This is a genomic window from Bailinhaonella thermotolerans, assembly GCF_003594875.1.
GTDB classification, from domain to species: Bacteria; Actinomycetota; Actinomycetes; order Streptosporangiales; family Streptosporangiaceae; genus Bailinhaonella; species Bailinhaonella thermotolerans.
On sequence record NZ_QZEY01000008.1, the window covers coordinates 276,173 to 302,567 of the forward strand.

Consider the following 26,395-nt stretch of genomic DNA (forward strand, 5'->3'; position numbering starts at 1 on the left):
GGAGCGAGTCAGTGATCAAGGAGTTCAAGCTCCCCGACGTCGGCGAGGGCCTGACCGAGGCCGAGATCGTCAAGTGGCACGTGCAGCCCGGCGACCGGGTCGAGGTCAACCAGACGATCGTGGAGATCGAGACCGCCAAGGCCATGGTCGAGCTGCCCTGCCCGTTCGAGGGCGTGGTGTCGGCGCTGCACGTCGGCGAGGGCACGACGGTGGACGTCGGCACGCCGATCATCGCGGTGGACACCTCCGGCGACGGCTCCGCCGCCGTGGCCGCCCCGGCCTCCGAGCCGCCCGCCCAGGCGGCCGCGCTCAAGGACGACATGGTGCCGTCCCCGCCCGCCGAGGGCGCGATCGAGCCCGGCATGCACGGGAGCCCCGCGCCGAAGGCCAAGGAGGAGCGCCAGCCCGTCCTGGTCGGCTACGGCGTCAAGATGACCAGCGCCAAGCGCCGCCCGCGCAAGGCCCCCGCCGGTTCGCAGCCCTCCGCGAGCGCGGCGGCGCAGGCCCCCGCGCAGGCCGCTCCCTCGCAACCGGCCCCCGCGCCGGCGGAGCCCGCGCGGCCCGCCCCGGCGCCCGCGCGGCAGCCCGCTCAGGCCGTACCCGCTCAGGCTCCCGCGGCGGGGGCGGGCCGGGTGGCGGTGCTGGCCAAGCCGCCGGTGCGCAAGCTCGCCAAGGACCTCGGCGTGGACCTGTCGGCGATCACCGGCACGGGCCCGGGCGGGAGCATCACCCGCGAGGACGTGCACGCCGCCGCCGGAGGTCAGGCCACGGCCCCCGCGGGGCAGCCGCGCGTGGCGGCGGAGGCCCGCGAGGAGCGCATCCCGATCAAGGGGGTGCGCAAGCACACGGCCGCCGCGATGGTCTCCTCGGCGTTCACCGCGCCGCACGTCACCGAGTTCCTCCAGGTGGACGTGACGGAGACGATGGCGGCCGTACGGCGGCTGCGCGCGATGCCCGACTTCGAGGGCGTCAAGGTGTCGCCGCTGCTGCTGGTCGCCAAGGCGCTGCTGGTCGCGGCCCGCAAGCACCCCATGATCAACTCGTCGTGGGAAGAGCCGGACATCGTCGTCAAGCACTACGTGAACCTGGGCATCGCGGCGGCGACCGACCGCGGCCTGGTCGTCCCCAACATCAAGGACGCCCACACGCTGTCCCTGCCCGACCTGGCCCGGGCGATCACCGCCCTCACCGAGACGGCCCGCGCGGGCCGCACCCAGCCCGCCGACATGAGCGGCGGCACCATCACGATCACCAACGTCGGCGTCTTCGGCGTGGACACCGGCACGCCCATCCTCAACCCCGGCGAGTCCGCCATCTTGGCCATCGGCCAGATCCGCGACATGCCCTGGGTCGTGGACGGCGAGCTCGCGGTCCGCAAGGTGACCACCCTCGCCCTGTCCTTCGACCACCGCGTCGTGGACGGGGAACTCGGCTCCTACGTCCTCCGCGACGTCGGCGCCATGCTGGAGGACCCCCTCCGCATGCTCGCCTGGTCCTGACGGACACCGGAGGAGCCCGGTCCTGACGGGCGTCTGAGGAGGGGACGGGGAGAGGGAGCCCCGTCCCCTTCCGCCGCGGGTCCCTGGCCGGATCTCCGCGCGGGATCGATAATCGGTGCGGGGGTGCCGCGCCGGGCGCACGGCCCGGCGCGGGAGTGGCCTACCTGCGGAGGGCGGCTTGGCCCGATCCGATCCCATCCGGCCCGACGTGGCGCGGCGTGAGGCCGCGGCCCGCGGGCGGAGCTCGCGCGAGCCGTACCCGCAGAGCCGCGCGGACGGGTACCTCCCGCCGGCCAGGCAGCCGGTGCGGGCCGTGGTGTGGGCGATCCACCTGGCCGTGCCGCTGCTGGGGCTGTGGCTGCTGCTGGCCAACCCGGAGCGGCTGGACGTGCCCTGGGCGCACGCGGGCGCGCACTTCTGGCTGGTGCTGACCGTGGCGGCGGTGAACGTCGCCGTCGGGGCGCTGATGAGCGAGGCGGCGGCGCAGCGGGAGGACGCCCGGCTGTTCCTGGTCTCGCTGGTGTTCCTGCTCACCGCCGGGTTCTTCCTGCTGCACGCGCTGGCCACGCCGGGGGTCCTCGTGCCGGGGGGCAACGCCGGGTTCGACATCGCGCAGCCGACCGGGCTGGCGCTGGGGTCGGTGCTGGCGTTCGTGTCGTCGCTGCCGCTGGGCCCCTGGGTGCTGCGGTACCGCAGGTGGCTGCGGGGCGGGCTGGTCGGGCTGCTCGTGGCGTGGGCGGCGTGGTCGCTGGCGCTGCTGCCGCCGCTGGACCGGCCCATCGGGGAGGGCGGGCGGGCGATGCTCGCGCTGGGCGTCGTCAGCGTGGTGTTCTACGCGGCGGCGGCCTTCCGGTACCACCTGATGCACCGCCGCCGCCCCGCGGCCATGCTGATCAGCATCGTCACCGCGTTCGCGCTGCTGGCCGAGGCGATGGCGGCGGCCGTGCTCGGGCGGAACTGGCACCTGTCGTGGTGGCTGTGGCACCTCCTGCTCGTGTTCGCGTTCGGGTTCGTGGCCTACAGCGCGTACATCAAGTTCCGCCGCGAGGGCTCCACGGCCGGGATCTTCGACGCGATCGCGCTCGGCGGCACGGCGCGGCGCGTCCGGGCGCAGTACGCCCAGGCGCTGGAGGAGCTGGTGCTGCGGCTGCGGCGCGGCGAGGACACCGGCGTGCTGCCCCGGCTCGCGGGGGCGTTCGGGCTCACCGAGGGGCAGGCGGCGGTGCTGGGCCGGGCCGGGCGGGCGCTGGCCACCGAGCGCGAGGTGTCCGAGCGGCTGGCGGCGCTGGTGGACATCGGGCGGCAGGCCCGGGTGGGGCTGTCCGAGGGCGAGTTCGTGACCCGCATGCTGGACCGGGTACGGCAGGCGTTCGGCGACGTGCGGATCGGGCTCGTGTCCGGGGGCCGGCTCCGGATCGGCGCCGACACCTACACCACGGGCGAGCTGGCCCGGCCGGTGATCCGCGGCGGCTACGTCGTGCACCCGCTGACCGTGAAGGGGGAGCCCGCGGGCGCGCTGGAGGTGCCGGTCTCGCGGACGGCGCAGGACGAGGCGCTGGCGGCGATGCTGGCCAGCCAGTTGTCGATCGCGCTGGAGAACGCCCGGCTCTACCGCGAGCTGGAGACGCTGTTCCGGCAGTACATGTCCCCCGACGTGGCCGCCAAGCTGCTCGCCGACCCCGACCAGGCGGCGCTGGGCGGCTCGCTCAAGGAGGTCACGGCGCTGTTCGCGGACCTGCGCGGGTTCACGACGTTCTCCGAGCGGGTGGAGCCGGGCGAGATCGTGGACATGCTGAACGCCTACCACACGGCCGCCGTGCCGTGCGTGCTGCGCAACGGCGGCACGATCGTGCAGTTCGTGGGCGACGCGCTGCTGGCGCTGTTCAACGCCCCCGCCGACCAGGAGCACCACGCGCGGCACGCCGTACGGGCCGCGCTGGAGATGCAGCGCGCGGTGGACCGGATCGCGCGCGGGCGGGCCGACTGGCCGAGGTTTCGGGTCGGGGTGAACACCGGGCCCGCGCTCGTCGGCAACATCGGCAGCCCGGAGCTGCGCGGCTTCAACGCGATGGGCGACGCGGTGAACGTGGCGGCCCGGCTCCAGGGGCTCGCCGAGCCCGGCCAGGTGGTCATCGGCGAGGCCACCCGCGCGGCGCTGGGCCGGGCCGCCGAGGTCACGCCGCTCGGGGACCTGAATCTCAAGGGCAAGACCCGGCCGGTCAGGGCGTACGTCCTGACCGCGCGGGCCGACATCTGACGACCGGGCACCGACAGGAGACGCGTATGACAGCCCGCCCGCCCGGCCCCGGCACGCTTCCCGAGGAGGGCGGCGACGTGGAGTTCCTCGACGAGCTGACCCCCGGCGAACGGGACGAGCTGGTCCGCTGCGGCAGGAGGCGCCGGTGGGAGCGCGGGGCCACGCTGATGAGCGAGGGCGACCGGGCCGAATGGGTGCTCATCCTGACCTCGGGCCGGATCAAGTGCTCCTCCCACACCGAGGCCGGCGGCGAGGTCATCCTCGCGGTCCGCGGCCCCGGGTCGCTCATCGGGGAGCTGTCCTCGATCGACGGCGAGCCCCGCTCGGCGACGGTGACCGCGCTGGAGCCGGTGGAGGGGGTGGTCGTCCCGTTCGCGGAGTTCTCGGCGTTCCTGCGGGACCACGGGCGGGTGGCGCTGCTGCTCATCCGCATCGTGACCGGGAAGCTGCGGGACGCGGACCGCAAGCGCATCGAGTTCGGCGCGTTCGACACGACGGGCCGGGTCGCCACCCGCCTGCTGGAGCTGGCCGAGCGGTACGGCGAGCCCGTGCCGGGCGGCGTCCGCGTGGCGCTGCCCCTGTCGCAGGACGAGCTCGCGGGCTGGACCGGCTCGTCCCGCGAGGCCGTCAGCAAGGCCCTGCGCGGCCTGCGCGAACGCGGCCTCATCGAGACCGGCCGCCGCCGCGTCGTCATCCACGACCTGGAGGGCCTGCGCCGCCGCGCCCGCTGACCGGCACGGCGGTTCGCGCTCCCCGGGGTAGGGGACAAAGCGGGCGTACGCCGTACGTCATGATGGAGGACATGGTCGCCGCCCCCCAAGCGACCTCGCCGCAGGACGCGCCCGGGACGCCGGAGTACGCCGCCCGGATGCGCTACGCGTGGCGGGTCTGCTCCGTGACGAGCCTCGGGCTGATCCTGATCGGGGTCAACGGCAGCACGCTCAACGTCGCCCTGCCCGAGGTGGTGCGCCACTTCGACGCCGGGCCGTTCGCGGCGAGCTGGATCCTGCTGTCGTTCCTGCTGGTCAACACCGCGTCGCTGGTGTTCTTCGCGCGGATCGCGGACCTGTTCGGGCGGCGCGAGACGTACCTGCTGGGATTCGCGGTCTTCACCCTGGCCGCGCTGCTCTCGGGGTTCGCGCCGAACGTGTGGGTGCTGATCGCGCTGCGGGCGGTCCAGGCCCTCGGCGCGTCGATGATCCTGGCCAACGGCACGGTCATCATCACGGGCGCGTTCCCGCCGGACCGGCTGAGCGAGGGCATGGGCGTCTACATGGGCACGCTCTCCGTGGCCCAGCTCGCCGGCCCGACCGTCGGCGGCCTGATCGCCGACACCCTCGGCTGGCGCGGCGTCTTCTGGTTCAACGTGCCGTTCGGCCTGGCCGCGCTGGTCTGGGGGCTGATCGTGCTCCGGCGTGTGCCCCGGCGCGAGCGCGAGCCCGTGGACGCCCTCGGCAACCTGCTGATCTTCGTGGCGCTGAGCGGCGCGCTGGTCTCGCTCTCCGAGGCGGGCTCCGGCGGCGTCGGCCCGCTCGTGATCGGGGGCGCGGCGGCGTTCGCGGTCCTGCTGCCCGTGCTGCTCCTCGTCGAGCGGCGGGCCGCCAACCCGGTCCTGGACCTGCGCCTGTTCGGGGAGCGCTCGCTGGCGTTCGCCAACCTGGCCTCGTTCTGCAACGCGCTGGCCAGGTCGGCCGTGGTGCTGCTGCTGGCGCTCTACTTCCAGGCGGTGCGCGGCATGAACGCCTTCGAGGCCGCCCTCGCCGTCCTCCCCACCGCCGTCGGCATGGCGATCGCGTCCCCCGTCGCGGGCCGCCTGGGCCGCCGGGTCCGCCCGCACGCCCTGGCCGTCGCCGGCGCCTCCCTGTCGGCCGCGGGCCTGCTCGTCCTCCTCGTCTCCGCCGGGCCGCGCACGCCGTACGCGGTCCTGGCCGCCGGCCTCTTCCTGGCCGGGTGCGGCAGCGGCGCGTTCCTCACCGGCAACACGACGCAGGTCATGAGCGAGCTCCCGGCCGACCGCCTGGGCGTGGTCAACGGCTTCCGCGTCATGGTCATGAACGTGGGGATCGTGCTGAGCGTCGCGCTCACCCTGAGCCTGCTGACCAGCGCCCTGACCGGCCGGGACAAGGCCCTCGTCTACGCCGGGACCCTCTCCCGGCTCTCCCCCGAGGCCGTCGAGGGCCTCGTCACCGGCTACCAGCGCGCCCTGGCCGCTCTGGCCGCCGTGGCCCTCGCCGCCATCGTCAGCGCCGCCCTGGCCCGCTCCAGGCGCTCCTGATCCCTCCGCCGTGCCCGCCTCGTACGGCCCCGCCCCGCGCGGTTCCCGGGAACGGCGCGGCCCCCCGCCGCTCTCCTTCGTGCCGGGAGCGGCGGGGGGTCGGCGGGCGCGTGGCCGTACCGGCCCGGAGGCGGGAGCCGGGCCGTACGGCGCGACGGGCCCGGGCTCAGGCGCCGATGTGGCGGCCGTGCTTGTGCCAGGCGACCACGACCGAGGGCCGGGGCTGGGAGGAGCCGCCGTCGGGCCAGTGGCTGGAGGGCGTGTCGGGGCTGGCGCCGTCGGTCTCGCCCGGGTGCTGGACGGCGACGAAGGCGCTGCGGCCGTCCGCGGTGATGAGCGGGCCGCAGGTCTCGGCGCCCACCGGGACCGTGAGGAACTGGCGGACGTGACCCCGGTCGCGGCCCCGCACGGGCATCGCGAACAGGCCGTCGTTCTTCTTCAGCGCGTTGCCGTCCGTGGAGATCCACAGGTTGCCCCGCGGGTCGAACGCCAGGTTGTCCGGGCAGGAGATCGGCGAGACCTTCGTCTTGTCGAAGCCCGCGAAGTACGTCGAGGGGTCGGCCGGGTCGCCGCAGACCAGGGGGATGCTCCAGGCGAAGCGGGTGGACCCCGCGTCGTTGCCCGCCTCCAGGATCTCCAGGACGTGGCCGTGCTTGTTGGCCGCCCGCGGGTTCGCCTCGTCCACCTGCGCAGCCGTGCGCGAGGAGTTGTTGGTGAGGGCGACGTAGACCGCGCCGGTGACGGGGTTGCGCTCGATGTCCTCGGGGCGGTCCATCTTGGTCGCGCCCGCCTTGTCGGCCGCGAGGCGGGTGTGGACGAGGACCTCGGCCGCGGTCATGCCCTCGACGTGGCTCTTGTCGCCGGTGACCAGCGGGATCCAGACGCCGGAGCCGTCGAACGCGCCGTCCGAGGGCGGCTTGCCGGTGCCGTCGATCTCGGCGGCGGGGCTGTCGCCGGTCAGCTTCGCGACGTAGAGCGTGCCCTCGTCCAGCAGCGTCCGGTTGTGGCGGTCGTCGCCGGGACGGAAGCGGCCCTTGGACACGAACTTGTACATGTAGTCGAAGCGCTCGTCGTCGCCCATGTAGACGACCACGCGGCCGTCGCGGGCGAGCGAGGTGTTGGCGGCCTCGTGCTTGAACCGGCCCAGCGCCGTGCGCTTGATCGGCGTGGAGTCCGGGTCGAACGGGTCGATCTCCACGATCCAGCCGAACCGGTGCGCCTCGTGCGGGTGCCTGCCGAGGTCGAAGCGCTCGTCCACGCGGTCGAACCGGCGGTTGCCGCTGTCGTACGGCTTCGAGACGTCGATGCCGTAGCGCTTGAGGGACGGCTTCAGCGCCTCGGGGGCCTTGTCGGCGCCCACGAAGTACTGGTTGAAGTTCTCCTCGGCGGTGAGCACGGTCCCCCACGGGGTGGTGCCGCCGGCGCAGTTGTTGAGCATGCCGAGCACCCGCGTGCCGGTCGGGTCCGCCGCCGTCTTCAGCAGGTCGCTGCCCGCCGCGGGGCCGGTGAACCGCATCGGGGTCTCGGCGGTGATCCGGCGGTTGTAGCGGCGGCGGCCCTCGGTGACGAGCTTCCACCGGCCGGTGCCGCCCACGCGCGCGATCTCCACGACGGAGCCGCCGTGCGCGGCCATGCCGATCTTGATCTGCTCGATCGTGGCGTTCGTCCCGCCCTTGTAGCCGCGGAACATGAGCTGCTCGTCGCTGTACTCGTGGTTCACCCACAGCAGCGCCCGGTCCCGGCCGAGCGGGTGGAACGACACGAAGTCGCAGTTGTACCCGAACTGCGCGGCCTGCGCGGCGGCCGTCTGCCGCTCGAAGTCGAAGGCGGGCGCGTCCGGCAGCACCGGGTCGCCCCAGCGCACCACGACCGCGTGGTCGTACCCCTCGGCCACCGTGACCCGGTCCTCGGTGTTCGGCGCGACCGGCTCGAAGGTCAGCCGCCCGCCGATGCCCGGCCCCTCCCCGGGCTGCCGGGGCAGGTCCGGGTTCGCGTACGCCGTGCCGGCCAGGGACGCCCCGGCGCCCACGACGAGGGCTCCGAGCGCGCCCGCCCGCAGGGCGCCCCGGCGGGACAGGGCCTTGGCGGCGATGTCGCCGAAGTAGGCGTTCTCGCTCGTGTTCGGCACGTCGTGGTCACAGGCGTTGCCACAGCGGAACTGGCAGGTCAGCGCGCTGCGCCCGGAATGCTGGGTCAGCAGCGGGAGCAGTCTGCGGGCGGGGGGATTCGGCACCGATCCTCCAGGTTTGGCGCTTTTGGTACGGCCGGGAGGCTACGGATCGCGCCGTAACCGGAGGTGAACACGGCTCGCCGGGCAGATGAACCTCTCCCGCCGGGGATGGTGGAATGGACCCCGTGCCACCGAAACGCCCCGATCCCGAAGCCGTCCGCGCCGCCCTCGACGAGCAGCTCGCCGAGCTGGGCGAGCCGCCGTACGACGGCCCGTCCGACCTCGGCGTCCTCCAGCGCGCCTGCGTCGCCGCCGCGCTGCGGGCGTACGCCTCGGGCGGGAAGCCCGTGCGCCCGGCGCTGCGGTTCGCCGTGCGGTCCCTGCTGGACGAGCTGGCGGCGCGCGCGCCGGGGCGGGCCGTGGAGGTCCGGGTGCCGCCGCTGGCCGCCGTGCAGTGCGTCGAGGGCCCCCGGCACACCCGGGGCACCCCGCCGAACGTGGTCGAGACCGACCCCCGCACCTGGCTGGAGCTGGCGACGGGCGCGCTGAGCTGGGCCGACGCGACGGCGGGCGGCCGGGTCGGCGTGAGCGGGACCCGTGCCGACCTCAGCCCCTACCTGCCGCTGACGTAGCCGGGGCGGCCCGCCCCCGGCGTCCGCCTGCCGGGTCCCGGCGGCCCCGGGGCGGGCCTCGGCGTCCGCCGGCTGGGCCTCGGCGCCTGCCGGTCGGATCACGGCGTCTGCCGAATGGGGCACGGCGCCTCCCGGGCGGGGCACGGCGCCTCCCGGGCGGGGCACGGCGTCTGCCGGCTGGGGCACGGCGGTCACGGGACGGGCCTCGGCTTCTACGGGCTGGGCTTCGCGGCTACGGGGTGGGCTCCGCGCTGCGGAGCATGGGGAGCTTGTCCTGGATGCAGCGCTCCTGCGACGCCTGGTCCGGGTAGCGGTTCTTGTCCGCGCACTCGGTGACCGGGCTGATGAAGGAGGTGTACGCGATGATGCCCAGGATCAGCCCCAGCACGGACATGACGATCCCGGCGATGCCGAACCCGCGCCCGCGGTTGGTCGCCGCGGACACCACGCCGAGCACGATCCCGGCGGCCGAGCCGATGAAGCACAGGCTGCACGTGATCAGGGAGACGATCCCGAGCACGAGCGCCGCGATGCCGAGGCCCCGCCCGCGCGGCGGCTCGGCCTGCGGCGGCCACTGCCCGGGCCCGCCCGCCGCGCCGCCCCCGCCGTACTCCTGACCGCCGCCGTAGCCCTGCCCCCCGCCGTACTCCTGACCGCCGCCGTAGCCCTGCCCGCCGCCGTACCCCTGGCCGCCGCCGTACTCCTGCCCGCCGCCGTACCCCTGGCCGTACGCCGGGGGCTGGTCCCCGGCGTGCTGGCCGCCGTACTGGTCTCCGTATCGGGGCCCGTCCTGCGGCCCGCTCGTGCCGAAGGCCGCCGTCGGCTCGTCCGGCCTGGCCGTGGCGTACGGCTCCGCGGACCCCGCCGCCCGCGCGGTGGAGCCGTAGTCCGCCGTCGGCCCCTCGGGACCCCCGGAGCCTTCGGGCGCGCCGAGGCCGGTGGGCCCGCCGGGACCGCTCGGGCCGGCGGATCGGCCGGGGCCGCTCGGGCCGGCCGATCCGGCAGGCGCGCTCGGATCGGCGGAGCCGCCGGGGCCGGTCTCCGGGAAGGCCGCGGTGCCGCCGGGACCCGTGCCGCCCGACGGCCGCTCGGATTCCCCGGACCCGCCCGTACCACCCGACGACCCCCCGGATCCCCCGGATCCCCCGGATCCCCCGGAAGCGCCCGTACCGCCCGACAGCCCCCCGAGCCCCCCGGAAACGCCCGTACCACTCGACAGCCCCCCGGACCCCCCGGACACGCCCGCGCCGTACACCGCGGTCGGCCCGCCGTACGCCCGCTCGGCCCCGCCCGCCGGCGGGTCCCCGTCCCCGGGTGCCTGCGACGGCCCGCCGTACGGGCTGTGGGTCTCCCCCTGCGCCGGCCCGCCGTACGGCGTGCTCGCCGCGCCCTCGGCCTGGCCCCCGAAGAGCCGCTCGCCGGTCTCCAGCGGCCGCGTGCCCGTGCCCTCCGGCGTGCCGTGCCCGGGCGGCTCGACCCGGATCGTCTCCTGCCCGGGCCCGCCCGAAGCGGCGGAAGGACCCGAGGAGCCCGAGGAATCCGAGGAATCCGAAACGTCCGCCGCGCCCGAGGAGTCCGGGGAGCCCTGGGCGTCCGCCGTGTCCTCGGCGTCGGGCGCGTCCGCCTCCCGGCCGGGCCGGGGCGGCGGGCCGGGCTCCCCGCCCTCGCCGGGCCCGGCCGCGCGCAGGTCCTCGCCGTCCTCGCGACGTCGCTTGCTGGGATCGTCAGGGGTCGTCACGCTGATCTCCCACGGGGTTGGAGCCGACACATCCGGCGTTTCAAGCCGACACTTCAGCATCCCCCGAACCGGCCCTCCTAGACGCGCGGGGTCATTAAAGGTCGGTTATCGGCTTCCCCCCAGGTTCCCGCCCCCCTCCCGCTCCCGGCAAGATGGCAGGGTGTTCGAGACATCGGTGAGCTACCAGCTCATCCGCCTGCTCAAGGCGCACCGGCAGCGCCTCGCCGAGGACCTGGCCGGGCTCGGGCTGCACGTCGGGCAGGAGATGCTGCTCGCCCGCCTGTGGGAGCGGGACGGGCTGTCCCAGTCCGAGCTGGTCGCCCGCCTGGGCGTGGAGCCCCCCACCGTGACCAAGACCCTCCAGCGCCTCGAACGCGCCGGTTTCGTACGGCGTGAGCCCGACCCGGGCAACCGCCGCGTCTCCCGGGTCTACCTCACCGAACGCGGCCGGGAACTGCGCGGGCCCGTGGAGCGCGCCTGGAACCGCATGGACGACGCGATGCTGGCGGGCCTCGACGGGCCCGAGCGCGAGGCCCTGCGCGCGATGCTCCCGCGCATGGCGGCCGGGATCGCCGCGGCCCCCATCGACGGCCCCTGCGGGGGCTGAGGAGACCCCTTGCCTCCGGCTCCGGGCGCGTGCTTTCATTAGCCGACTAATTTAGCCAGCTAATGAGGAGATCTCCATGGACCTCGGACTCCGCGACCGCACCGTGCTCGTGACCGGCGGCTCATCGGGCATCGGCGCGGCCACCGCCGTCGCCTTCGGCCGCGAGGGCGCCCGCGTGGCCCTCACCTACCGCGACCGGAAGGACGCCGCCGAGCGCGTCGCCGGGGAGGTCGAGCGGGCCGGCGGCCAGGCCCTGGCCCTCCCCCTCGACCTGGGCGACCCCGGCTCCGTCCGGGCGGCCGTCGAATCCGTCGAACGCCGCTGGGGCCCGGTCTCCTCACTGGTGGGCAACGCCGTGAACTGGGGCGCCGACGGGCCCGACCTGAACGCGCGCTTCGAGGACGTCCCCCACGAGACCTGGCTCGCGATGCTCGGCTCCAACGTGGCGGGCAACGCCGCGCTGGCCGCCGCCGTGCTCCCCGGGATGCGCCGCGCCGGCTTCGGCCGCGTGGTCTTCGTCTCCTCCGGCGTGGCCGAGGAGGGCCTGCCGGGACCCGGTCCGTACGGCACCGCCAAGTCGGCCCTGCACGGCCTGGCCCGCGCGCTCGCGTGGAACGCCGGCCCCGACGGGGTGCTGGTGAACGTGGTCGCGCCCGGGTTCACGCTGACCGACCGGGGCTGGGAGCCGCCGCGGGAGCTGCTGGAGACGATGGCCTCGCGCACCCCGTCGCGGCGGCTGTCCACCGCCGCCGACGTGGCCGGCCTCATCGTGTTCCTGGCCTCGGCGGCCAACGGCAACCTCACCGGCGAGCTGATCCGCGAGGGCTCGTCGGCCGGGCGGTCCGGGCACACGGTGTGACGGCGCGGGCGGGGTTACGCTGGGGGCGAGTCCCCGGCATCAGGCGGTCCCGATGGCGGAACACTTCAGCAGGTTCGAGGCGGCCGGGCCCCAGGTGGTCGAGCTCGCCCCGCCGTGGAATCTCGCCCGCGGCCTCAGCATCACCTTCGACGTGCGGCTGACCGCCCTCCCCTCCGGCACGTGGCGCACGCTGTTCCACCGGCCCGTGGCCCGGGGCGACGCCCGCGCCCTGGGCCTGTGGGTCTTCCCCGACGCCCCGCGCCTGCGCGCCCAGGCGTTCCACGAGCGGGGCCCGGAATGGGTGGACAGCGAGGCCGTGCAGCTCGACGTCTGGACCCCGATCGCCGTCATCGCCGACGCCCGGTGGCTGCGCGTCTACCGGGCCGGGAAGGTCGAGGACGCCGTGCGCCTCCCCCGGGCGCTGCTCCCCGCCTTCGGCCCCCTCCACGTGCTCCCCTCGCCCGCCCCCGACGTCGCCCTGCGGGACCTCCGCGTCTACGACCACCCGATCGACGAGCCCGCCATCCGCGCCCTGAGCGCCCGCTGACCCCGCGCCCAGGGCCGACGGAACGGAACCCGGTGTCATCGGTCGATGACCCGGTGTCATCGACCGGGGCGGGGCCGCGGAGGTCCGAGGGGGCACCTAGACTGGGCGGGTGCTCAAGGGCGACGGCCGACTCAGCCATGACCTGGACCCCCATGATCACGCGCCGAAGGACGCCTGTGGCGTCTTCGGGGTGTGGGCACCAGGCGAAGAAGTCTCGAAACTCACCTACTACGGGCTTTACGCGCTGCAGCACCGCGGGCAGGAATCCGCGGGCATAGCGGTCAGCGAGGGCAGCCGCATCCTCGTCTACAAGGACATGGGGCTCGTGTCCCAGGTCTTCGACGAGTCCGTGCTGACCACGCTCAAGGGGCACCTGGCGGTCGGGCACTGCCGGTACTCCACGACCGGCTCAAGCGTGTGGGAGAACGCGCAGCCGACGCTGCGGTCCACCGACGAGGGAGGACTCGCGCTCGCCCACAACGGGAACCTGATCAACACCGCCGAGCTGGCGGCGCGACTGCCCGCCGGGAAGCTGGCGGCCACCAGCGACACCGAGGTGCTGACCGCGCTGCTCGCCGGCGAGGGCGGGTCCTCGGTCGAGGACGCCGCCGCCGAGATCCTGCCGCAGGTCAAGGGCGCCTACTCGCTCGTGTTCATGAACGAGCGCACGCTGTACGCCGCCCGGGACCCGCAGGGCATCCGGCCGCTCGTGCTCGGCCGCCTGGAGCGGGGCTGGGTGGTCGCCTCCGAGACCGCCGCCCTGGACATCGTGGGCGCCCACTTCGTGCGCGAGGTGGAGCCGGGCGAGTTCCTCACCATCGACGAGGACGGCGTGCGGTCGCGCCGGTTCGCGCTGGCCGAGCCCAAGGGCTGCCTGTTCGAGTACGTCTACCTGGCCCGGCCCGACACCACCATCGCGGGGCGCGGCGTCCAGGTCACCCGGGTCGAGGTGGGCCGCAGGCTGGCCCGGGAGCACCCGGTCGAGGCCGACCTGGTCATCCCCACGCCCGAGTCCGGCACCCCCGCCGCCATCGGCTACGCCGAGGAGAGCGGCATCCCGTACGGCCAGGGCCTGGTGAAGAACTCCTACGTCGGGCGGACGTTCATCCAGCCGTCGCAGACGATCAGGCAGCTCGGCATCCGCCTCAAGCTCAACCCGCTCCGCGAGATCATCGAGGGCAAGCGCCTGGTGGTCGTGGACGACTCGATCGTGCGCGGGAACACCCAGCGCGCGATCGTGCGGATGCTGCGCGAGGCCGGGGCCGCCGAGGTGCACGTGCGCATCTCCAGCCCGCCCGTGACCTGGCCCTGCTTCTACGGCATCGACTTCGCGACGAGGGCCGAACTGATCGCCGGGTCCCTGTCGGTCGAGGAGATCCGCCAGTCGCTCGGGGCCGACTCCCTCGGCTACATCTCGCTGCCGCAGCTCGTGGAGGCCACCACGATCCCCGAGGACAAGCTCTGCCGCGCCTGCTTCGACGGGAAGTACCCCATCTCGATCGACGACACGAAGGTCGGCAAGTACGTCCTCGAGTCCACCAGCCAGTGAAAGACCGGAAAGACCCAGTGAGCGATCAGCCCGAGACAGTTTCGTACGCCGCGGCCGGAGTCGACATCGAGGCGGGTGACCGCGCGGTCGAGCTGATGAAGTCGAAGGTGGCGCGCGCCCGCCGGCCGGAGGTGGTGGACGACGCCAGCGGCTTCGCCGGCCTGTTCGACGCCTCGGCGCTGACCCGCATGCGCCGCCCCCTCCTGGTCACCTCCACCGACGGCGTGGGCACGAAGGTGCTGCTCGCGCAGGAGATGGACAGGCACGACACCGTCGGGATCGACCTGGTCGCGATGGTGGTGGACGACCTGGTGGTGTGCGGCGCCGAGCCGCTGTTCATGACCGACTACATCGCCACCGGCAAGGTCGTCCCCGAGCGGATCGCGGCGATCGTGGGCGGGGTGGCCGAGGGCTGCCGGCAGGCGGGCTGCGCGCTCAGCGGCGGCGAGACGGCCGAGCACCCGGGCGTCATGGGCGCCGACGAGTACGACCTGGCGGGCGCGGCGACCGGCGTCGTGGAGGCGGACCGGCTCCTCGGCCCCGACCGGGTGCGGCCGGGCGACGTGGTGCTGGGCCTGGCCTCCTCGGGCGTGCACTCCAACGGGTTCTCCCTGGTCCGCTACGTCCTGAAGCGGGCGGGCCTGGCGCTGGACGCCGACCTGCCCGAGCTGGACCGGCCGCTGGGCGAGGAACTGCTGACCCCCACCCGGATCTACGCCCTGGACTGCCTGGCGCTGGCCGCGGGCGTCGAGGTCCACGCGTTCGCCCACATCACCGGCGGCGGCCTGGCGGCCAACCTGGCCCGCTCCCTCCCCAAGGGCGTGGACGCCGTGCTGAACCGCTCCTCCTGGATCGTCCCGCCGATCTTCCAGGTCCTCCAGGGCCACGGCGGCGTGCCGGACGAGGAGATGGACCGCACGTTCAACCTGGGCGTGGGCATGTGCGCGATCGTCCCCCGCGAGTCGGCGGACGCCGCGATCGCCCTGCTCGCCGACCGCGGCCTGCCCGCGTGGGTGCTCGGCGACGTCATCCCCGGCGAGGGCCGCGCCATCCTGTCCTGACCGCCGCCGTCCGCCCGCCGTACGGCCCGGGCCCGCCCGCCCCGCCGTACGGCATGGCGGACATGCGCGGACATGGGGCGGACATGGGCGAACGCGGTCGTACGGCATGGGCGGGAAGCCGTGCGGCGCCCGGCGGGTGAGCCTCGGTACGGGGGCGAACACAAACACCCGGCGGGCCCTCTCGGGCCGGCCGGGTGCCGTGCGCGTTCTGACCGACTGGATCGTCAGCGGCGCGAGGTCTGGTCCTCGCGATCGTCCTCCTCGCCGTCGTCGGCGTAGTCGGAGTATCGCTCGGCCAGCTCGTCATAGGGGTCGTAGACGTCGTCCTCCTGGGTGGAGTCCTCGTCGTTTACGCCCAGCTCCTCGCGCAGTCGATCAAGATCTGTGCCGCCGCTGTTGTACTTCAGCCGGCGAGCAACCTTGACCTGCTTGGCCTTGGCTCGGCCGCGCCCCATTGGCTCGACCCCCTCATGCGGGGCCGTGCCCGACCCCTCGTCGCTAGCGCTATCCGAACGCTGACGCACCCTGACCTCTGGCGTCAGCCCATGTTCGCCTACAACCGTACCTGTTTTGAGCCCAGCTCGGTACGCCGTATGGGGCGCGGCGGTCAGTTGCTAAGCCAAATGCCCCTAAGACGCCCGACTTCCGACATTCTTCTCTCTGCCAGACGATCCGCGGCGACGGCCGGAGGTACGTCCTCTTCCGCCGCGATGGTGAAGATCCTCCGGGTGATGTCGAAGATCTGGCTCGCCTTGGACCGCGCGCGGTCCATGTCGAAGCCCTCGATCTCGTCCGACACCTGGATGACCCCTCCGGAGTTCACAACATAGTCCGGGGCGTAGAGAATTCCCCGGTCAGCGAGTTGCTTCTCCACCCCGGCGTGCGCGAGCTGGTTGTTCGCGCCGCCGCAGACCACCTTGGCCCGCAGGCGCGCCACCGTGTCGTCGTCCAGCGCCCCGCCGAGGGCGCAGGGGGCGTACACGTCGATGTCGGACGCGGTCAGCGCGGCCTGGTCGTCGACCACCTCGACCTGGGGATACAGCGCCCTGAGCCGCTCGATCGCGCGCTCGTCCACGTCGCAGACCACGACCTCGGCGCCGTCCTCGATCAGGTGCCCGACGAGCCGGTGCCCGACCTTGCCCACGCCCTCGACGCCGACCCGGCGCCCGGACAGGCTGGTCGCGCCCCACGTGTGGTCGGCCGCGGCCCGCATCCCCTGGTAGACGCCGTACGCCGTGAGGATGGAGGAGTCACCGGCGCCGCCGTGGGCCGGCGTGCGGCCGGTCACGTAGCGGGACTCGCGGGCGACGATGTCCATGTCCTCGCTGTAGGTGCCCACGTCGCAGGCGGTGTAGTAGCGCCCGCCCAGGGACTGCACGAACCTGCCGTAGGCCCGCAGCAGCGCCTCGGACTTGTCCCGCGACGGGTCGCCGATGATCACGGCCTTGCCGCCGCCGAGGTCGAGCCCGGCCATCGCGTTCTTGTACGCCATGGCCCGTGAGAGATTGAGCACATCGGCGAGCGCGGCGGACTCGCTCTCGTAGGGGTAGAACCGCGTCCCGCCCAGGGCGGGGCCGAGCGCGGTGCTGTAGATCGCGATGATCGCGTACAGTCCGCTGCGCTCGTCCGAGCAGAACACAACCTGCTCGTGGCCGTTCGGGGTGCTGTTGGCCCCGGGATTTCTGGGCTGCCCGGAGGTTTTGGGCAGGCCCGGGAAGACGTCAGTCACGGTGGTGACTCCCGGTCGTTCGGTCCGCCACTCCATCGCGGCGGCAACTGATGCCAGCGTATCCGCGCCTCCGTTGATGATCACGCCCGAGGGCCGTCCGTCCCACCTCGTGAGATGCGGGGCCGCGATCCCGCCGGGTTCCCTCCCGCTTCCCTCCCGCTTCCTTCCCGCGCGGGCCCGAGATCGGCGAGGATGGAAGGGGACCAACCGGCCGCGAACGCTACTCTTGCGCACGGAGCACTCCCAGGCTCACCCCGCCAGCCACCCAGCGGGCCCGCTCCCGAGGCGGGCCGGACGCGCCAGAGGAGGACACAGGTGCTGCCCTATAGCGCGTACCTCCGCGTGTACGAGCCGCTGTCCGCCTTCACCGACCCCGAGCGCACGGCGTGGGCCGCCTACGCCGTCTCCGAGACCCGCCCCCGCCGCGCCGAGTCCCTGTCCGTCGAGCACCGCGACGCCGTACGGCGGCTGCTGGCGGTGCCGCCGATCGTCGCGCCGGACCGGGAGAGCCGCAACGCCTACCTGCGCCGCATCGAGGACCGGCTGTACGTCTGCCCGTGGCAGACGCGGCTGCGGTCGTGGCTGGAGTTCACGCGCTTCCGGGGCAGCGTGCCGGCGAACCTGCTGGAGTCCTTCGTGCCCGCGCCGGTCGTGGAGATGGTGGCCTCGGACTTCGAGCGCTACAAGGAGCGGGGCGGGGCGTCGGCGCTGCGCACCCACATCCTCAGCAGCAACTGGAACGTCCCCACTCCCTGGTTCGTGCCGTTCGACTCCTCCGAGCGCTGGCTGGTGCTCGGCGGGCCGGCCGCGGCGGAACAGCAGCAACAGCAGGCGGCGGCCCGGGACTCGGGGGCCACGACCGCGACCCCGACGCGGAACCTGATCTACGTGACGTCGATGGCGGACGCGCGGCGGCGGGTGGCGCGGGCGCTGGGCGTGATCCGCCGCAATCTGGGCGAGATCGTCACGGTGACCCAGGTCGAAGAGGTCGGCCGGTGGCTGGAGGAGTTCCACCCCCACTCGCTCGTCGAACTCGACTACGGCGGCCTGGTCCACCTGCTCGACGACGAGGCGCTGCGGAGCGACCAGTCCGTGGCCGAGGTGACCGCCGCGCTGAGCGGTCTGGACGCGGGTCAGGAAGAAGTAGCCGTCGCGATGTATCAGCGGGTAACAGCCCGTTGGCGCGCCGTGCAGGCGCTGGAATCGGCCAACTAGCAACAAAACGCCCACGGTCCGCCCCGCACGGATAGAAACTCCGTTCTGCGACCTGACCGGTTTTGCGGTTTTCAACGCGATACCACGAATCGTGTCGCTAGAATCACGCAGCGTGACAGCAACACGTCGGCGACTGTTTACGCCCAAGGGCTCGCCAATCGCACTACGTGGTTGTATGGTCACATCGGGTGATGCCGCATATGGTCCCGAAAAACCTCACACACGGGCCCATAGGGGGACATCCGTGCAAGCGCCAAGTTAGTCGCAGGATCGCTGTCGCCGGTCCACACGGAGGAGAGGCCGCACACATGTCAGCTCGTACACCCGAGGCCGAGCCACTGCTCACCCCGGCTGAGGTCGCAACGATGTTCCGCGTCGACCCCAAGACCGTCACTCGGTGGGCGAAGGCGGGCAAGTTGACGTCCATCCGGACCCTCGGCGGGCACCGACGTTACCGCGAGACGGAGGTCCGCGCGCTGCTCGCGGGCATCCCGCAACAGCGCTCGGAGTAACGGCGGAACCAGACGTAGGGGGGAACACAGGCGCGCTCGCACCCCGCGGGCGCGCCTGCCACGTTCCGCCCGCGCTCCCCGCCCGCCGCCGATCACCGGTGGTCACCGCCGCCGGTCGCCGTACGGCGCCCGCCCCGCGAGGTGCCGGGCTCAGGCCGTACGGCGGGCTCGCGAGCGCGGGGAGAACGCGGCGGGGCGGCTAGTCGAACTGGTCGTGGATGAGGCGGTCGAAGAGCTCGTGGACCTCGGGGTCGTGGTTCGCGGCGACGCCGAGCAGCGCGATCATGTAGTCGACCAGCATCTTCTCCAGCCGGGGGCGCTCGACGTCGCGGTGCTCCAGCCAGTCCAGGCCGGCGGTCTCCACGGCGGCGATCCAGGACCGGAGGGTCGTGCGCAGCACCGGGTTGGACGTCGGCGCGGACATGTTCTCCAGGATCATCGTGAACAGGCTCTGGCGGACGTTCTCGATCGTCTCGCCGACCTCGCCCGCCCGGTTGCTCGGGCCGCCGCGCAGCAGCGCCGCGAACCCGGCCTGGTGGGCCTCCACGAAGTCGAAGTAGCGCGTCAGCCCCGCCGCGAGCTGGTCCAGCGGGCGCCCGGGCGCCTTCGGCCGCAGCCGCTCCTGGAGCTCCTCGGCGGCGCTGTGCAGCGCGGCCATGTAGAGCTCCTGCTTGCCCCCGAAGTAGTGGTAGACCAGCGCCCTCGACGCCCCGGCCAGCGCCGCCACGTCGTCGATGGACACGCTCTCGGCGTCCTTGGTGCTGAACAACTGGAGCGCCGCGCTGATCAGCTCCTCGCGCCGCCGATCGACGCTGAGCCGCCGCCGGGCCGGGCGTTCGGAATCCCTCCGGCCGGGCCTGGGCGTATCGGCCGATCGCGATGTGGCTGCCACACATGCAGGGTATCCGAGAGAGATCCGCCTGCCGGTAAACGCGGGACAGGGCGTGCGTCACGACGGGAACTCCCGTCCCGGAAACAGAGATCGGACTCACCCGTACCCTCTGGAGCAATCGGTCGTTTGGTGTAGTGACGACGCCGATTCCCGTGGGAGAGCCATGTCGGGCACAAAGGTGAAAGCGCGTGCATCCGCCGAGGACGGTCCGCTGAACCCGCCTGAGAACGAGGTGTTCCCCGCGCCGCGGCCCCGGCCCACGATCCGGAACGTGGCCGAACGCGCCGGGGTGTCCAAGTCGCTGGTATCGCTGGTGCTGCGGGGCTCGCCGCATGTGAGCGAGCACCGGCGCGAGGCGGTGCTGCGGGCGGCGAGGGAGCTGGGGTACCGGCCGAACGCCGTGGCCCGGAGCCTGGTCGAGGGGCGCACCCACCTGATCGGCGCGCTCGTCGCGGACCTGCACAACCCGTTCTTCGCCGAGTTCCTCGACGGGCTGCAGGAGAACCTGCACGGGGAGGGGCTGCGGCTGCTGATCGGCAGCGGCCGCTTCGACCCGATGTTCGAGGCCGAGGCCGTGGACGCGTTCCTGGAGCTCCGCGTGGACGGGCTCGTGCTCCTGGGCGTGGTCCCCGCGAGCGAGGCGCTGGCCGACGCCGCGGCCTACACCCCCACCGTCGTCGTGGGCGAGCGCGAGGTGGACCTGTCCGGCGTGGACATCGTGGTGGACGACGGCGAACTCGGCGCCCGCCTCGCCGTGGAGCACCTGACCCAGCTCGGCCACCGCCGCATCGCCCACATCGAGGGCGGTGCCTCGTCGGCCGCCCGCGCCCGCTGCGACGGGTACCTGGACGCGATGCGCGCCGCCGGGCTCACGCCGTACGTCCTGGTGGAGTCGGGGGACTTCACCGAGGAGGGCGGACGGCGGGCCGCCCGCGCCCTCCTGGCCCACGACCCCCGCCCCACCGCGATCTTCGCCCCCAACGACGTCGCCGCCGTGGGCGCCCTCACCGTGGCCGCCGAACTGGGGCTGCGCGTCCCCGAGGACCTGTCCGTCGTGGGCTACGACAACACCCACCTGGCCTCGGTCAACCACATCTCCCTGACGAGCGTGGACCAGCCGCGCCGCTCCATGGGCCGCGCCGCCGCCGCCCTCCTCTGCGACCGCATCGCCGACCCCGCCAAGTCCTCGCGCCTCCGCCTGGTGACCCCCCGCCTGGTGGTCCGCCGCAGCACCGGCCCCGCCCCCGCCTGACCCACCCGCCCCCTCCACCGCCCCCCTCCGCCGCCCCCTCCGCCGGCTCAACGAAGCGACCCCGTCCCCAGGCGAGCCTCACCCGACGACCCGCCCGTCCGCCAGGGTGCCCGCCTGCCCGTCCGCTTGTCCGTCCGTCCGCCGGCGTGCCCATCCGCCGGTTCGCCCCGCCTCCTTCCATTCGCCCGCCTGCCGGGCCGCCCGCCCGCCCGGCCCCGCGCGACCGCCGGGCCCGCCCATCCGCCGGTCCGCCTGCTCACCCGTCTGCCCTGATCGCGCCCTTCATTCCGTACGGCTGACGCCGGGTGCGGCCGACGAATCTCTGGTGTCCGCGTGGACCCCTGGCGGGCACGCCGGCCTCGGCATGGAGCGGCCCCGGCGTGCCTGGCTCCCCGTTCCCGGCGCGGACCGGCACACCTCGGGACCGGTCCCACCCACGTCCTTTCGCACGCCCACCGCTCGCCCCCCGCCGGGCTCGCTCGCGCCTCCGCCTCTCCCTTTCCCTCGTCGTGATCATGCAGTTTTAAGCACACGGTGTGCTTAAAACTGCATGATCACGGCGAGGGTCGGGGCCTCGGGGCGGCGGGGGCTCGGGTGAGGGGTTGGGTGCATTCGCGGAGGAATGCGGGCGGATCGGGCAGGGCGCGGATGAGAGTCGGAGATAACCCGGCGCGGGGCCGGACCGGCGTGCTATCACTGCCGGTGGCGCCGCGAACGGCGCCCGGACGGGGAAGCACTGGGGGGTCCACGTGCGAAATCCAGAACTGGTGTCCTGCGCGCAACGGGCGGCGGCCGAGCTCGAAAGGGCCTGGGCGCATTGGCGCGCGATCCGGGGCGGAGGCGGTGGCGGCGAGAGCGTGGCCGGATACGTCACGCACTCCATCGACCACCCCTTGGGACGCCCGCGCGTCCTGCTGGGGCTGGACGCCGAGGACGCCACGGCCCTGGCCGCCGTCCTCGCCGCCCTCCGCGCGCCCGCGCCCGCCGAGCACTCTCCCCCGGGTCCGGGGGCCGCCGGGGAGCACGCGCCCCGGCCCGAGCCCGAGCCCGCCGAATCCGCGGCCGAGACCTCCGGCGAGGCGGACGGAGCCCCGGCCGCCCCCGGCGAAGACCGCCAGGTCCCCGCCTCAGGAAAGGCCCGCCCGAGCCCGGCCGACCGGCCCGACGCGGCGCCCGCCGCCCAGGCCCGCGCCACCGACGAGGCGCCCGCCGTACCCGCCGGCCGGCCCCATGCCAGGCCGGCCGACCAGTCCCACGCCAGGCCCGCCGACCGTCAGACCAAGAAGCCCGCCGCCAAGCACGCCGACCGCCCGGCCCGCCAGACCTCGGCGAAACAGGCCGAAGCCGCCGCCGCGTCCTCCGCGAAACGCTCCACCCACACGCCCGAACAGCCCGCCGCCGGCCCGCCCGCCCAGGCCCCCGCCACCCCCGTCCCCGACTGACCGCCGGCCCCGGGCCCGGCCCTCGCCGTGATCGCGCACTTTGATCACGCGCTTTGATCACGCGCTCCGGCCGGGCGGTCGCCTGTGGCTTCGGGGTGGAGGGTTTGGGGTGGGGTGTACGGATCGGGTGGGGATGGGTGGGGTGATTTCGCCTCGGTCATTACCTGTGCGAGCGTAGGTTGGATGATTGACCATGGGCGGCGACAGGTGGGGGCGACGTTGAGAGGGCGTGTGATCGGGGCGCTGCTGGCGGGCGCGTGCGCGCTCGGGGTGGCCGGGTGCGGGGGCGGTGAGAACGGGGCCGGGGAGTCTCCCGCGGCGTCCGCGGGCTCGTCGGAGGTGTCTCCGGCGGGGCGGCTGCCCGTCGTGCCGTCGCCGTCCGCGCCCACGGCCCCGCGGACGATGGCCGAGGAGGGCTCGCTGCGCGGGAAGTCGGTGGTGATCGACCCGGGGCACAACGGGGGCAACGCCGCCCACCCGGAGATCATCAACAAGCAGGTGGACGTGATCACGCAGCGCAAGCCGTGTGACACGACCGGCACGGCCGGGGGCAGCCTGAGCGAGGCGTCCTTCACCTGGGACGTGTCGCAGCGCCTGGCGAAGATCCTCAAGGCCGAGGGCGCGAAGGTCGTCATGACCCGCAAGAACAACTCCGGCGTCGGGCCGTGCATCACCGAGCGGGCGGCCATCGGCAACAAGGCCAAGGCGGACGTCGCGATCTCCGTGCACGCCGACGGCGCGGGCGCGGGCCAGCACGGGTTCCACGTGATCGGGCCCAAGCCGGTGAACGGCCCGGTGGACAAGGTCGTCAAGCAGTCGCAGCGGCTCGCCTACGACATCCGCGACGCCTTCCACGAGGCCGGCTACGCCTACTCCACCTACATCGGCAAGAAGGGCCTGATCTTCCGGGACGACCTGGGCGGACTCAACCTGTCGACCGTCCCCAAGGTGTTCCTGGAGTGCGGGAACATGCGGAACCAGGGAGACCTCGCCAAGATGCGCACCCCGCAGGGGCGCCAGCGCATCGCCGAGGCCATCGCGGATGGGCTGCGCGACTACCTGACATGATCTGAACATGCATGACCTGCTCCCCCCGCCCCGTGTGGCGCGCCCTGAACCCGGTGAGTTCGTCTTCTCCTCCTCGGCCGGGGTCTCCGGCCCCTTCGCCGACGCCGTACGGCTGGCGCTCGCCGTGCTCCCGCTCGGCGACGGCCCAGGCATCACCGTCGCCGAGAAGGACGAGCTCGGACCCGAAGCGTACGAACTGACGATCACCCCCGAGCGGATCGAGATCCTCGCCGGAGACCGGGCGGGCGCGTTCTACGCCGCCCAGACCCTGCGGCAGTTGCTCCCCGACGACGCGTTCCGGGCGGCGGCGCTGCCCGGGGTGCGGTGGGCGGTGCCGTGCGGGCGGGTGGAGGACTCCCCCGCCCACCCGTGGCGGGGCACCCACCTGGACGTTGCGCGGCATTTCTTCCCCAAGCGGGAGGTGCTGCGCATGATCGACCTGATGGCGGTGCACAAGCTCAACCGGCTGCACCTGCACCTCGTGGACGACCAGGGCTGGCGCGTGGAGAGCCGCCGGCACCCGCGCCTGCACGAGATCGCCTCGCACCGGCTTGAGACCGTGGTCAGCCACAAGGGCGAGCCGCAGGAGTTCGACGGCACCCCGCACGGCGGCTTCTACACCCTCGCCGACCTGTCGGAGATCGCCGCGTACGCCCGCGCCCGCTGCGTGACCGTGGTGCCGGAGCTGGACGTGCCCGGCCACGCCGCCGCGCTGTTGGCCGCCTACCCCGAGCTGAGCGCGCGCCCGGGGGCCGAGCACGCGGTGTGGACCCGCTGGGGCATCTCGCCGGACATCCTGTCGCCGCTCCAGCCGACCGTGGCCTTCCTGGCCGGGGTCATCGAGGAGTGGATCGACGCGCTCGGGCCCACGCCGTACTTCCACCTCGGCGGCGACGAGTGCGTGCTCGACGACTGGGCGGCCAACCCCGAGATCGTGGCCTACCAGCGTGAGCTGGGGCTGGCCGGGCCGGGCGACCTGCACGCGCACTTCCTGCTCCAGCTCGCCGACGTGCTCAGCGCGCACGGGAGCCGGGCGGTGGTGTGGGACGAGGCGTTCGTGAGCGGGGCGCTGCGGCCCGACTCGATCGTGATGGCCTGGCGCGGCGAGGGCGTCGCGCGGCGCGCCGCCGAGGCCGGGTACGACGTGGTGATGACGCCGGTGCTGCCGACGTACTTCGACTACTCGGAGGTCGAGGGCCCGGACGAGCCGCTGGCGATCGCCGGTCCGCTGCCGCTGTCGGCCGTGGCGTCCTTCCGGCCCGTCCCGGCGGAGTGGTCCGCCGAGGCGGCGGAGCGGGTGCTGGGCACGCAGTTCCAGCTCTGGTCGGAGCGCATCCCCGACGCCCGCACGCTGGACTACCGCGCCTGGCCGCGCGGCTGCGCGCTGGCGCAGGTGGCCTGGTCGGGCCAGGCGGCGGACGTGGAGGAACGGCTGCCGCGGCACCTGCGGCGGCTGGACGCGCTCGGGGTGGAGTACCGCCCGCTCGACGGGCCGCGCCCGTGGCAGAAGGGCGGCACGGGCCGGCGCCGCCACCGCGCGAACGACTTCGTCACCGAGGACGTCATGCGGCACCTGGACGAGCTGACCCTCGCCGCCGACTCCACCCGCCCGAGCTGACCCCGCCGGACCCCCCGGATCCGGCGGACCGTCGGGTCCGGCGGGTCCACGCCGACCGGTCGAGCGCGAGACCCGCGGCCAGGCAGGCCGCGGGCACCGCGGGCATGGCGTAGCGCAGGTCGAAGCCGACGATGAACGGCGGCAGCGCCAGCAGCGCCACCGCCGTGGCCCACGGCAGGAGGATCTCGGCCCGGCGGCGGCTGATCACGATCCCGCCCAGGCCGGCGAGCAGCAGCGCCGCCAGCGCCGGCCCGGGCAGGTACCCCCAGCGCTGGTAGGCCCGCAGCCACCCGGCGTACGGCTCGGCCACCCGGGTCTCGGGCGGCCCGTCGTGGTAGGCGCGGGCGGCCTCGGCGGAGGCGCCGCGCAGGGGACGGGACGCGCTCGGGAACTCGTAGGGGTTGCCCGGGATGGGCACGGGGTCGCGGCGCGGCCAGCGGAAGACCGGCGCGAGGTCGGCCAGTCCGGCGCGGAGGAAATCGCCGGGCTGGGCGAGGATGGCGCGGCGGGCGAAGTCCCCGGCCAGGCCGTTGCGGTCGGAGCCCTTCGGCAGGTGGTTGAGCGGCGAGGACGCGTCCCAGATCCAGCGGGCGGGCTTGGGGCGGGAGCCGGGCGGGGTGCCCGGGCACAGCCGGGCCTCGGCGGGCGGGGGCCGCATCCGGTCGCAGTCGGCGAAGGTGGTCGTCCGCGCGTACAGGAAGATCCCCTCGGCCTGGGACAGCGCGAACACCCCCCGCTCCACGCGGAACCACGTGAGGTACGCCACCAGCGGGACCGCCGCCGCCAGCGCCCCGGCGAGCACCGGCCGCCACCCGGCCCGCCGTACCAGCAGCCAGGCCAGGGCCAGGAGCACGAGGGGCAGGGCGACGGTGCGGACGGTCACGGCCGCGCCCAGCATGGCCCCGGCGGCGACGGCGTCCGCGACGCCCGGCCGGGGAGCGCGGAGCAGCACGGCCACCGCGCCGGTCACGAGGGCCGTGAACAGCGTCTCCGCCATGATCATGTGTTCCAGCAGGATCTGGAACTCGTCCAGCAGCAGCGGCGTCACGAGCAGCGTGGCCGCCCACCCGGGCAGGGAGCGCCGCAGCAGCGCGTAGACGACGACCGCGAGGACCAGGCCCATGAGGTGCTGGAGTACGGCGACCGCGCCCGCGTCGTGGAGCGGTTCGAGCAGCTTGAGCAGGAACGAGTAGCCGACGGTGCGGTAGGCGGCCGGCTCGGGATCGAGGGCGGCCCGGACATAGGTGAACGAGTCCGCCCAGAACCACAGCGCGGGCGGATATCCGAGCACGGCCAGGGCCCGCAACGCCAGCGCCAGCGTGAGCGCGGCGAGCATCGCGCCATGCCCGCCTACCGCCGCGCGCACCCCGGCTCCCCCGGCCACGCCGAGAAGACGGGCCGCCGCGGTCCCCCGGGTCTCTCGGGTCTCTCGGGTCTCTCGGGCCCCTCTGGCCTCTTGGGCCTTTCCTGCCT

At 74.1% G+C, this 26,395-nt stretch carries 22 protein-coding genes; 16 read left to right on the forward strand and 6 right to left on the reverse strand.

Annotated elements, in window-relative coordinates:
- Positions 1-11 precede the first annotated feature (11 nt).
- The 4 genes from D5H75_RS22050 to D5H75_RS22065 all read left to right on the forward strand — a co-directional run bounded on the left by D5H75_RS22050 (position 12) and on the right by D5H75_RS22065 (position 6,031).
- Positions 12-1,499, forward strand: a complete 1,488-nt coding sequence (locus D5H75_RS22050; protein ID WP_119928389.1) for a dihydrolipoamide acetyltransferase family protein — start codon at positions 12-14, stop codon at positions 1,497-1,499.
- A 178-nt stretch (positions 1,500-1,677) separates the two neighbouring features.
- Positions 1,678-3,756 carry an adenylate/guanylate cyclase domain-containing protein gene (locus tag D5H75_RS22055; protein ID WP_242454421.1) on the forward strand — a complete coding sequence of 693 codons (2,079 nt, stop codon included), beginning with the start codon at positions 1,678-1,680 and terminating at the stop codon, positions 3,754-3,756.
- Positions 3,757-3,782: 26 nt separating this feature from the next.
- Positions 3,783-4,487, forward strand: a complete 705-nt coding sequence (locus D5H75_RS22060; RefSeq protein ID WP_119928390.1) for a Crp/Fnr family transcriptional regulator — start codon at positions 3,783-3,785, stop codon at positions 4,485-4,487.
- Between the two features lie 59 nt (positions 4,488-4,546).
- Positions 4,547-6,031, forward strand: a complete 1,485-nt coding sequence (locus D5H75_RS22065) for an MFS transporter (RefSeq protein ID WP_242454422.1) — start codon at positions 4,547-4,549, stop codon at positions 6,029-6,031.
- A 166-nt stretch (positions 6,032-6,197) separates the two neighbouring features.
- Here D5H75_RS22065 and D5H75_RS22070 read toward each other — a convergent pair whose 3' ends face one another.
- The gene (locus D5H75_RS22070; protein WP_119928391.1) at positions 6,198-8,264 is read right to left on the reverse strand and encodes a PhoX family protein; all 2,067 of its coding nucleotides are present in this window, start codon (positions 8,262-8,264) and stop codon (positions 6,198-6,200) included.
- 113 nt (positions 8,265-8,377) lie between these two features.
- Here D5H75_RS22070 and D5H75_RS22075 point away from each other — a divergent pair, with 113 nt between their 5' ends.
- On the forward strand, positions 8,378-8,833 hold the full coding sequence (locus D5H75_RS22075) for a sterol carrier family protein (RefSeq protein WP_119928392.1): 456 nt from the start codon (positions 8,378-8,380) through the stop codon (positions 8,831-8,833).
- A gap of 232 nt (positions 8,834-9,065) precedes the next feature.
- Here D5H75_RS22075 and D5H75_RS41795 read toward each other — a convergent pair whose 3' ends face one another.
- Positions 9,066-10,571 carry a DUF4190 domain-containing protein gene (locus tag D5H75_RS41795; protein WP_202638380.1) on the reverse strand — a complete coding sequence of 502 codons (1,506 nt, stop codon included), beginning with the start codon at positions 10,569-10,571 and terminating at the stop codon, positions 9,066-9,068.
- Between the two features lie 160 nt (positions 10,572-10,731).
- On the opposite strand from D5H75_RS41795, the gene D5H75_RS22090 reads away from it, so the two are divergent.
- The 5 genes from D5H75_RS22090 (at position 10,732) to purM (ending at position 15,194) form a co-directional block, all read left to right on the forward strand.
- Positions 10,732-11,178 carry a MarR family winged helix-turn-helix transcriptional regulator gene (locus D5H75_RS22090; RefSeq protein ID WP_119928394.1) on the forward strand — a complete coding sequence of 149 codons (447 nt, stop codon included), beginning with the start codon at positions 10,732-10,734 and terminating at the stop codon, positions 11,176-11,178.
- 76 nt (positions 11,179-11,254) lie between these two features.
- Positions 11,255-12,037, forward strand: a complete 783-nt coding sequence (locus tag D5H75_RS22095; RefSeq protein ID WP_119928395.1) for an SDR family NAD(P)-dependent oxidoreductase — start codon at positions 11,255-11,257, stop codon at positions 12,035-12,037.
- 52 nt (positions 12,038-12,089) lie between these two features.
- On the forward strand, positions 12,090-12,584 hold the full coding sequence (locus tag D5H75_RS22100) for a LamG-like jellyroll fold domain-containing protein (RefSeq protein WP_119928396.1): 495 nt from the start codon (positions 12,090-12,092) through the stop codon (positions 12,582-12,584).
- Positions 12,585-12,693: 109 nt separating this feature from the next.
- A complete protein-coding gene (gene purF / locus D5H75_RS22105; protein ID WP_119928397.1) occupies positions 12,694-14,133 on the forward strand; it encodes an amidophosphoribosyltransferase in 1,440 nt (479 codons plus the stop codon).
- A 17-nt stretch (positions 14,134-14,150) separates the two neighbouring features.
- Entirely contained in the window at positions 14,151-15,194 is a 1,044-nt protein-coding gene (purM, locus tag D5H75_RS22110; RefSeq protein WP_119928398.1) for a phosphoribosylformylglycinamidine cyclo-ligase, read from the forward strand.
- Positions 15,195-15,418: 224 nt separating this feature from the next.
- Here purM and D5H75_RS22115 read toward each other — a convergent pair whose 3' ends face one another.
- Entirely contained in the window at positions 15,419-15,649 is a 231-nt protein-coding gene (locus D5H75_RS22115; RefSeq protein ID WP_119928399.1) for a DUF3073 domain-containing protein, read from the reverse strand.
- A gap of 152 nt (positions 15,650-15,801) precedes the next feature.
- Complete coding sequence (locus D5H75_RS22120; protein WP_242454423.1) at positions 15,802-16,923, reverse strand: Glu/Leu/Phe/Val family dehydrogenase; 1,122 nt, start codon at positions 16,921-16,923, stop codon at positions 15,802-15,804.
- Positions 16,924-17,238: 315 nt separating this feature from the next.
- Between D5H75_RS22120 and D5H75_RS22125 the strand changes: the two genes are divergently transcribed.
- Together D5H75_RS22125 and bldC are read left to right on the forward strand one after the other, a co-directional pair.
- Positions 17,239-18,138, forward strand: coding sequence for a DUF8083 family protein (locus D5H75_RS22125; RefSeq protein WP_119928401.1), 900 nt, complete (start codon positions 17,239-17,241; stop codon positions 18,136-18,138).
- A gap of 308 nt (positions 18,139-18,446) precedes the next feature.
- A complete protein-coding gene (gene bldC / locus D5H75_RS22130; protein ID WP_013133571.1) occupies positions 18,447-18,650 on the forward strand; it encodes a developmental transcriptional regulator BldC in 204 nt (67 codons plus the stop codon).
- Between the two features lie 199 nt (positions 18,651-18,849).
- Here the strand turns inward: bldC and D5H75_RS22135 are convergent, their stop codons facing one another.
- Positions 18,850-19,542 carry a TetR/AcrR family transcriptional regulator gene (locus D5H75_RS22135; protein ID WP_242454424.1) on the reverse strand — a complete coding sequence of 231 codons (693 nt, stop codon included), beginning with the start codon at positions 19,540-19,542 and terminating at the stop codon, positions 18,850-18,852.
- Between the two features lie 271 nt (positions 19,543-19,813).
- Between D5H75_RS22135 and D5H75_RS22140 the strand changes: the two genes are divergently transcribed.
- The 4 genes from D5H75_RS22140 to D5H75_RS22155 all read left to right on the forward strand — a co-directional run bounded on the left by D5H75_RS22140 (position 19,814) and on the right by D5H75_RS22155 (position 24,922).
- On the forward strand, positions 19,814-20,794 hold the full coding sequence (locus D5H75_RS22140) for a LacI family DNA-binding transcriptional regulator (protein WP_242454425.1): 981 nt from the start codon (positions 19,814-19,816) through the stop codon (positions 20,792-20,794).
- Between the two features lie 749 nt (positions 20,795-21,543).
- On the forward strand, positions 21,544-22,236 hold the full coding sequence (locus D5H75_RS43350; RefSeq protein ID WP_242454426.1) for a hypothetical protein: 693 nt from the start codon (positions 21,544-21,546) through the stop codon (positions 22,234-22,236).
- A 219-nt stretch (positions 22,237-22,455) separates the two neighbouring features.
- Positions 22,456-23,304 (forward strand): N-acetylmuramoyl-L-alanine amidase, encoded by an 849-nt coding sequence (locus D5H75_RS22150; RefSeq protein WP_242454427.1) that lies wholly within the window; start codon positions 22,456-22,458, stop codon positions 23,302-23,304.
- Positions 23,305-23,311: 7 nt separating this feature from the next.
- Complete coding sequence (locus tag D5H75_RS22155; protein WP_119928404.1) at positions 23,312-24,922, forward strand: beta-N-acetylhexosaminidase; 1,611 nt, start codon at positions 23,312-23,314, stop codon at positions 24,920-24,922.
- Here the strand turns inward: D5H75_RS22155 and D5H75_RS22160 are convergent.
- A complete protein-coding gene (locus tag D5H75_RS22160) occupies positions 24,867-26,288 on the reverse strand; it encodes a hypothetical protein (protein WP_147425245.1) in 1,422 nt (473 codons plus the stop codon). The two genes, D5H75_RS22155 and D5H75_RS22160, sit on opposite strands and share 56 nt — an antisense overlap.
- Positions 26,289-26,395: the final 107 nt, after the last annotated feature.

Bases quoted from the DNA above. Each gene is read 5' to 3' on its own strand.
- D5H75_RS22060 (WP_119928390.1), top strand. From the start codon at position 3,783: ATGACAGCCCGCCCGCCCGGCCCCGGCACGCTTCCCGAGGAGGGCGGC.
- D5H75_RS22065 (WP_242454422.1), top strand. From the start codon at position 4,547: ATGATGGAGGACATGGTCGCCGCCCCCCAAGCGACCTCGCCGCAGGAC.
- D5H75_RS22075 (WP_119928392.1), top strand. From the start codon at position 8,378: ATGGACCCCGTGCCACCGAAACGCCCCGATCCCGAAGCCGTCCGCGCC.
- D5H75_RS22095 (WP_119928395.1), top strand. From the start codon at position 11,255: ATGGACCTCGGACTCCGCGACCGCACCGTGCTCGTGACCGGCGGCTCA.
- D5H75_RS22100 (WP_119928396.1), top strand. From the start codon at position 12,090: ATGGCGGAACACTTCAGCAGGTTCGAGGCGGCCGGGCCCCAGGTGGTC.
- D5H75_RS22115 (WP_119928399.1), bottom strand. From the start codon at position 15,649: ATGGGGCGCGGCCGAGCCAAGGCCAAGCAGGTCAAGGTTGCTCGCCGG.
- bldC (WP_013133571.1), top strand. From the start codon at position 18,447: ATGTCAGCTCGTACACCCGAGGCCGAGCCACTGCTCACCCCGGCTGAG.
- D5H75_RS22155 (WP_119928404.1), top strand. From the start codon at position 23,312: ATGCATGACCTGCTCCCCCCGCCCCGTGTGGCGCGCCCTGAACCCGGT.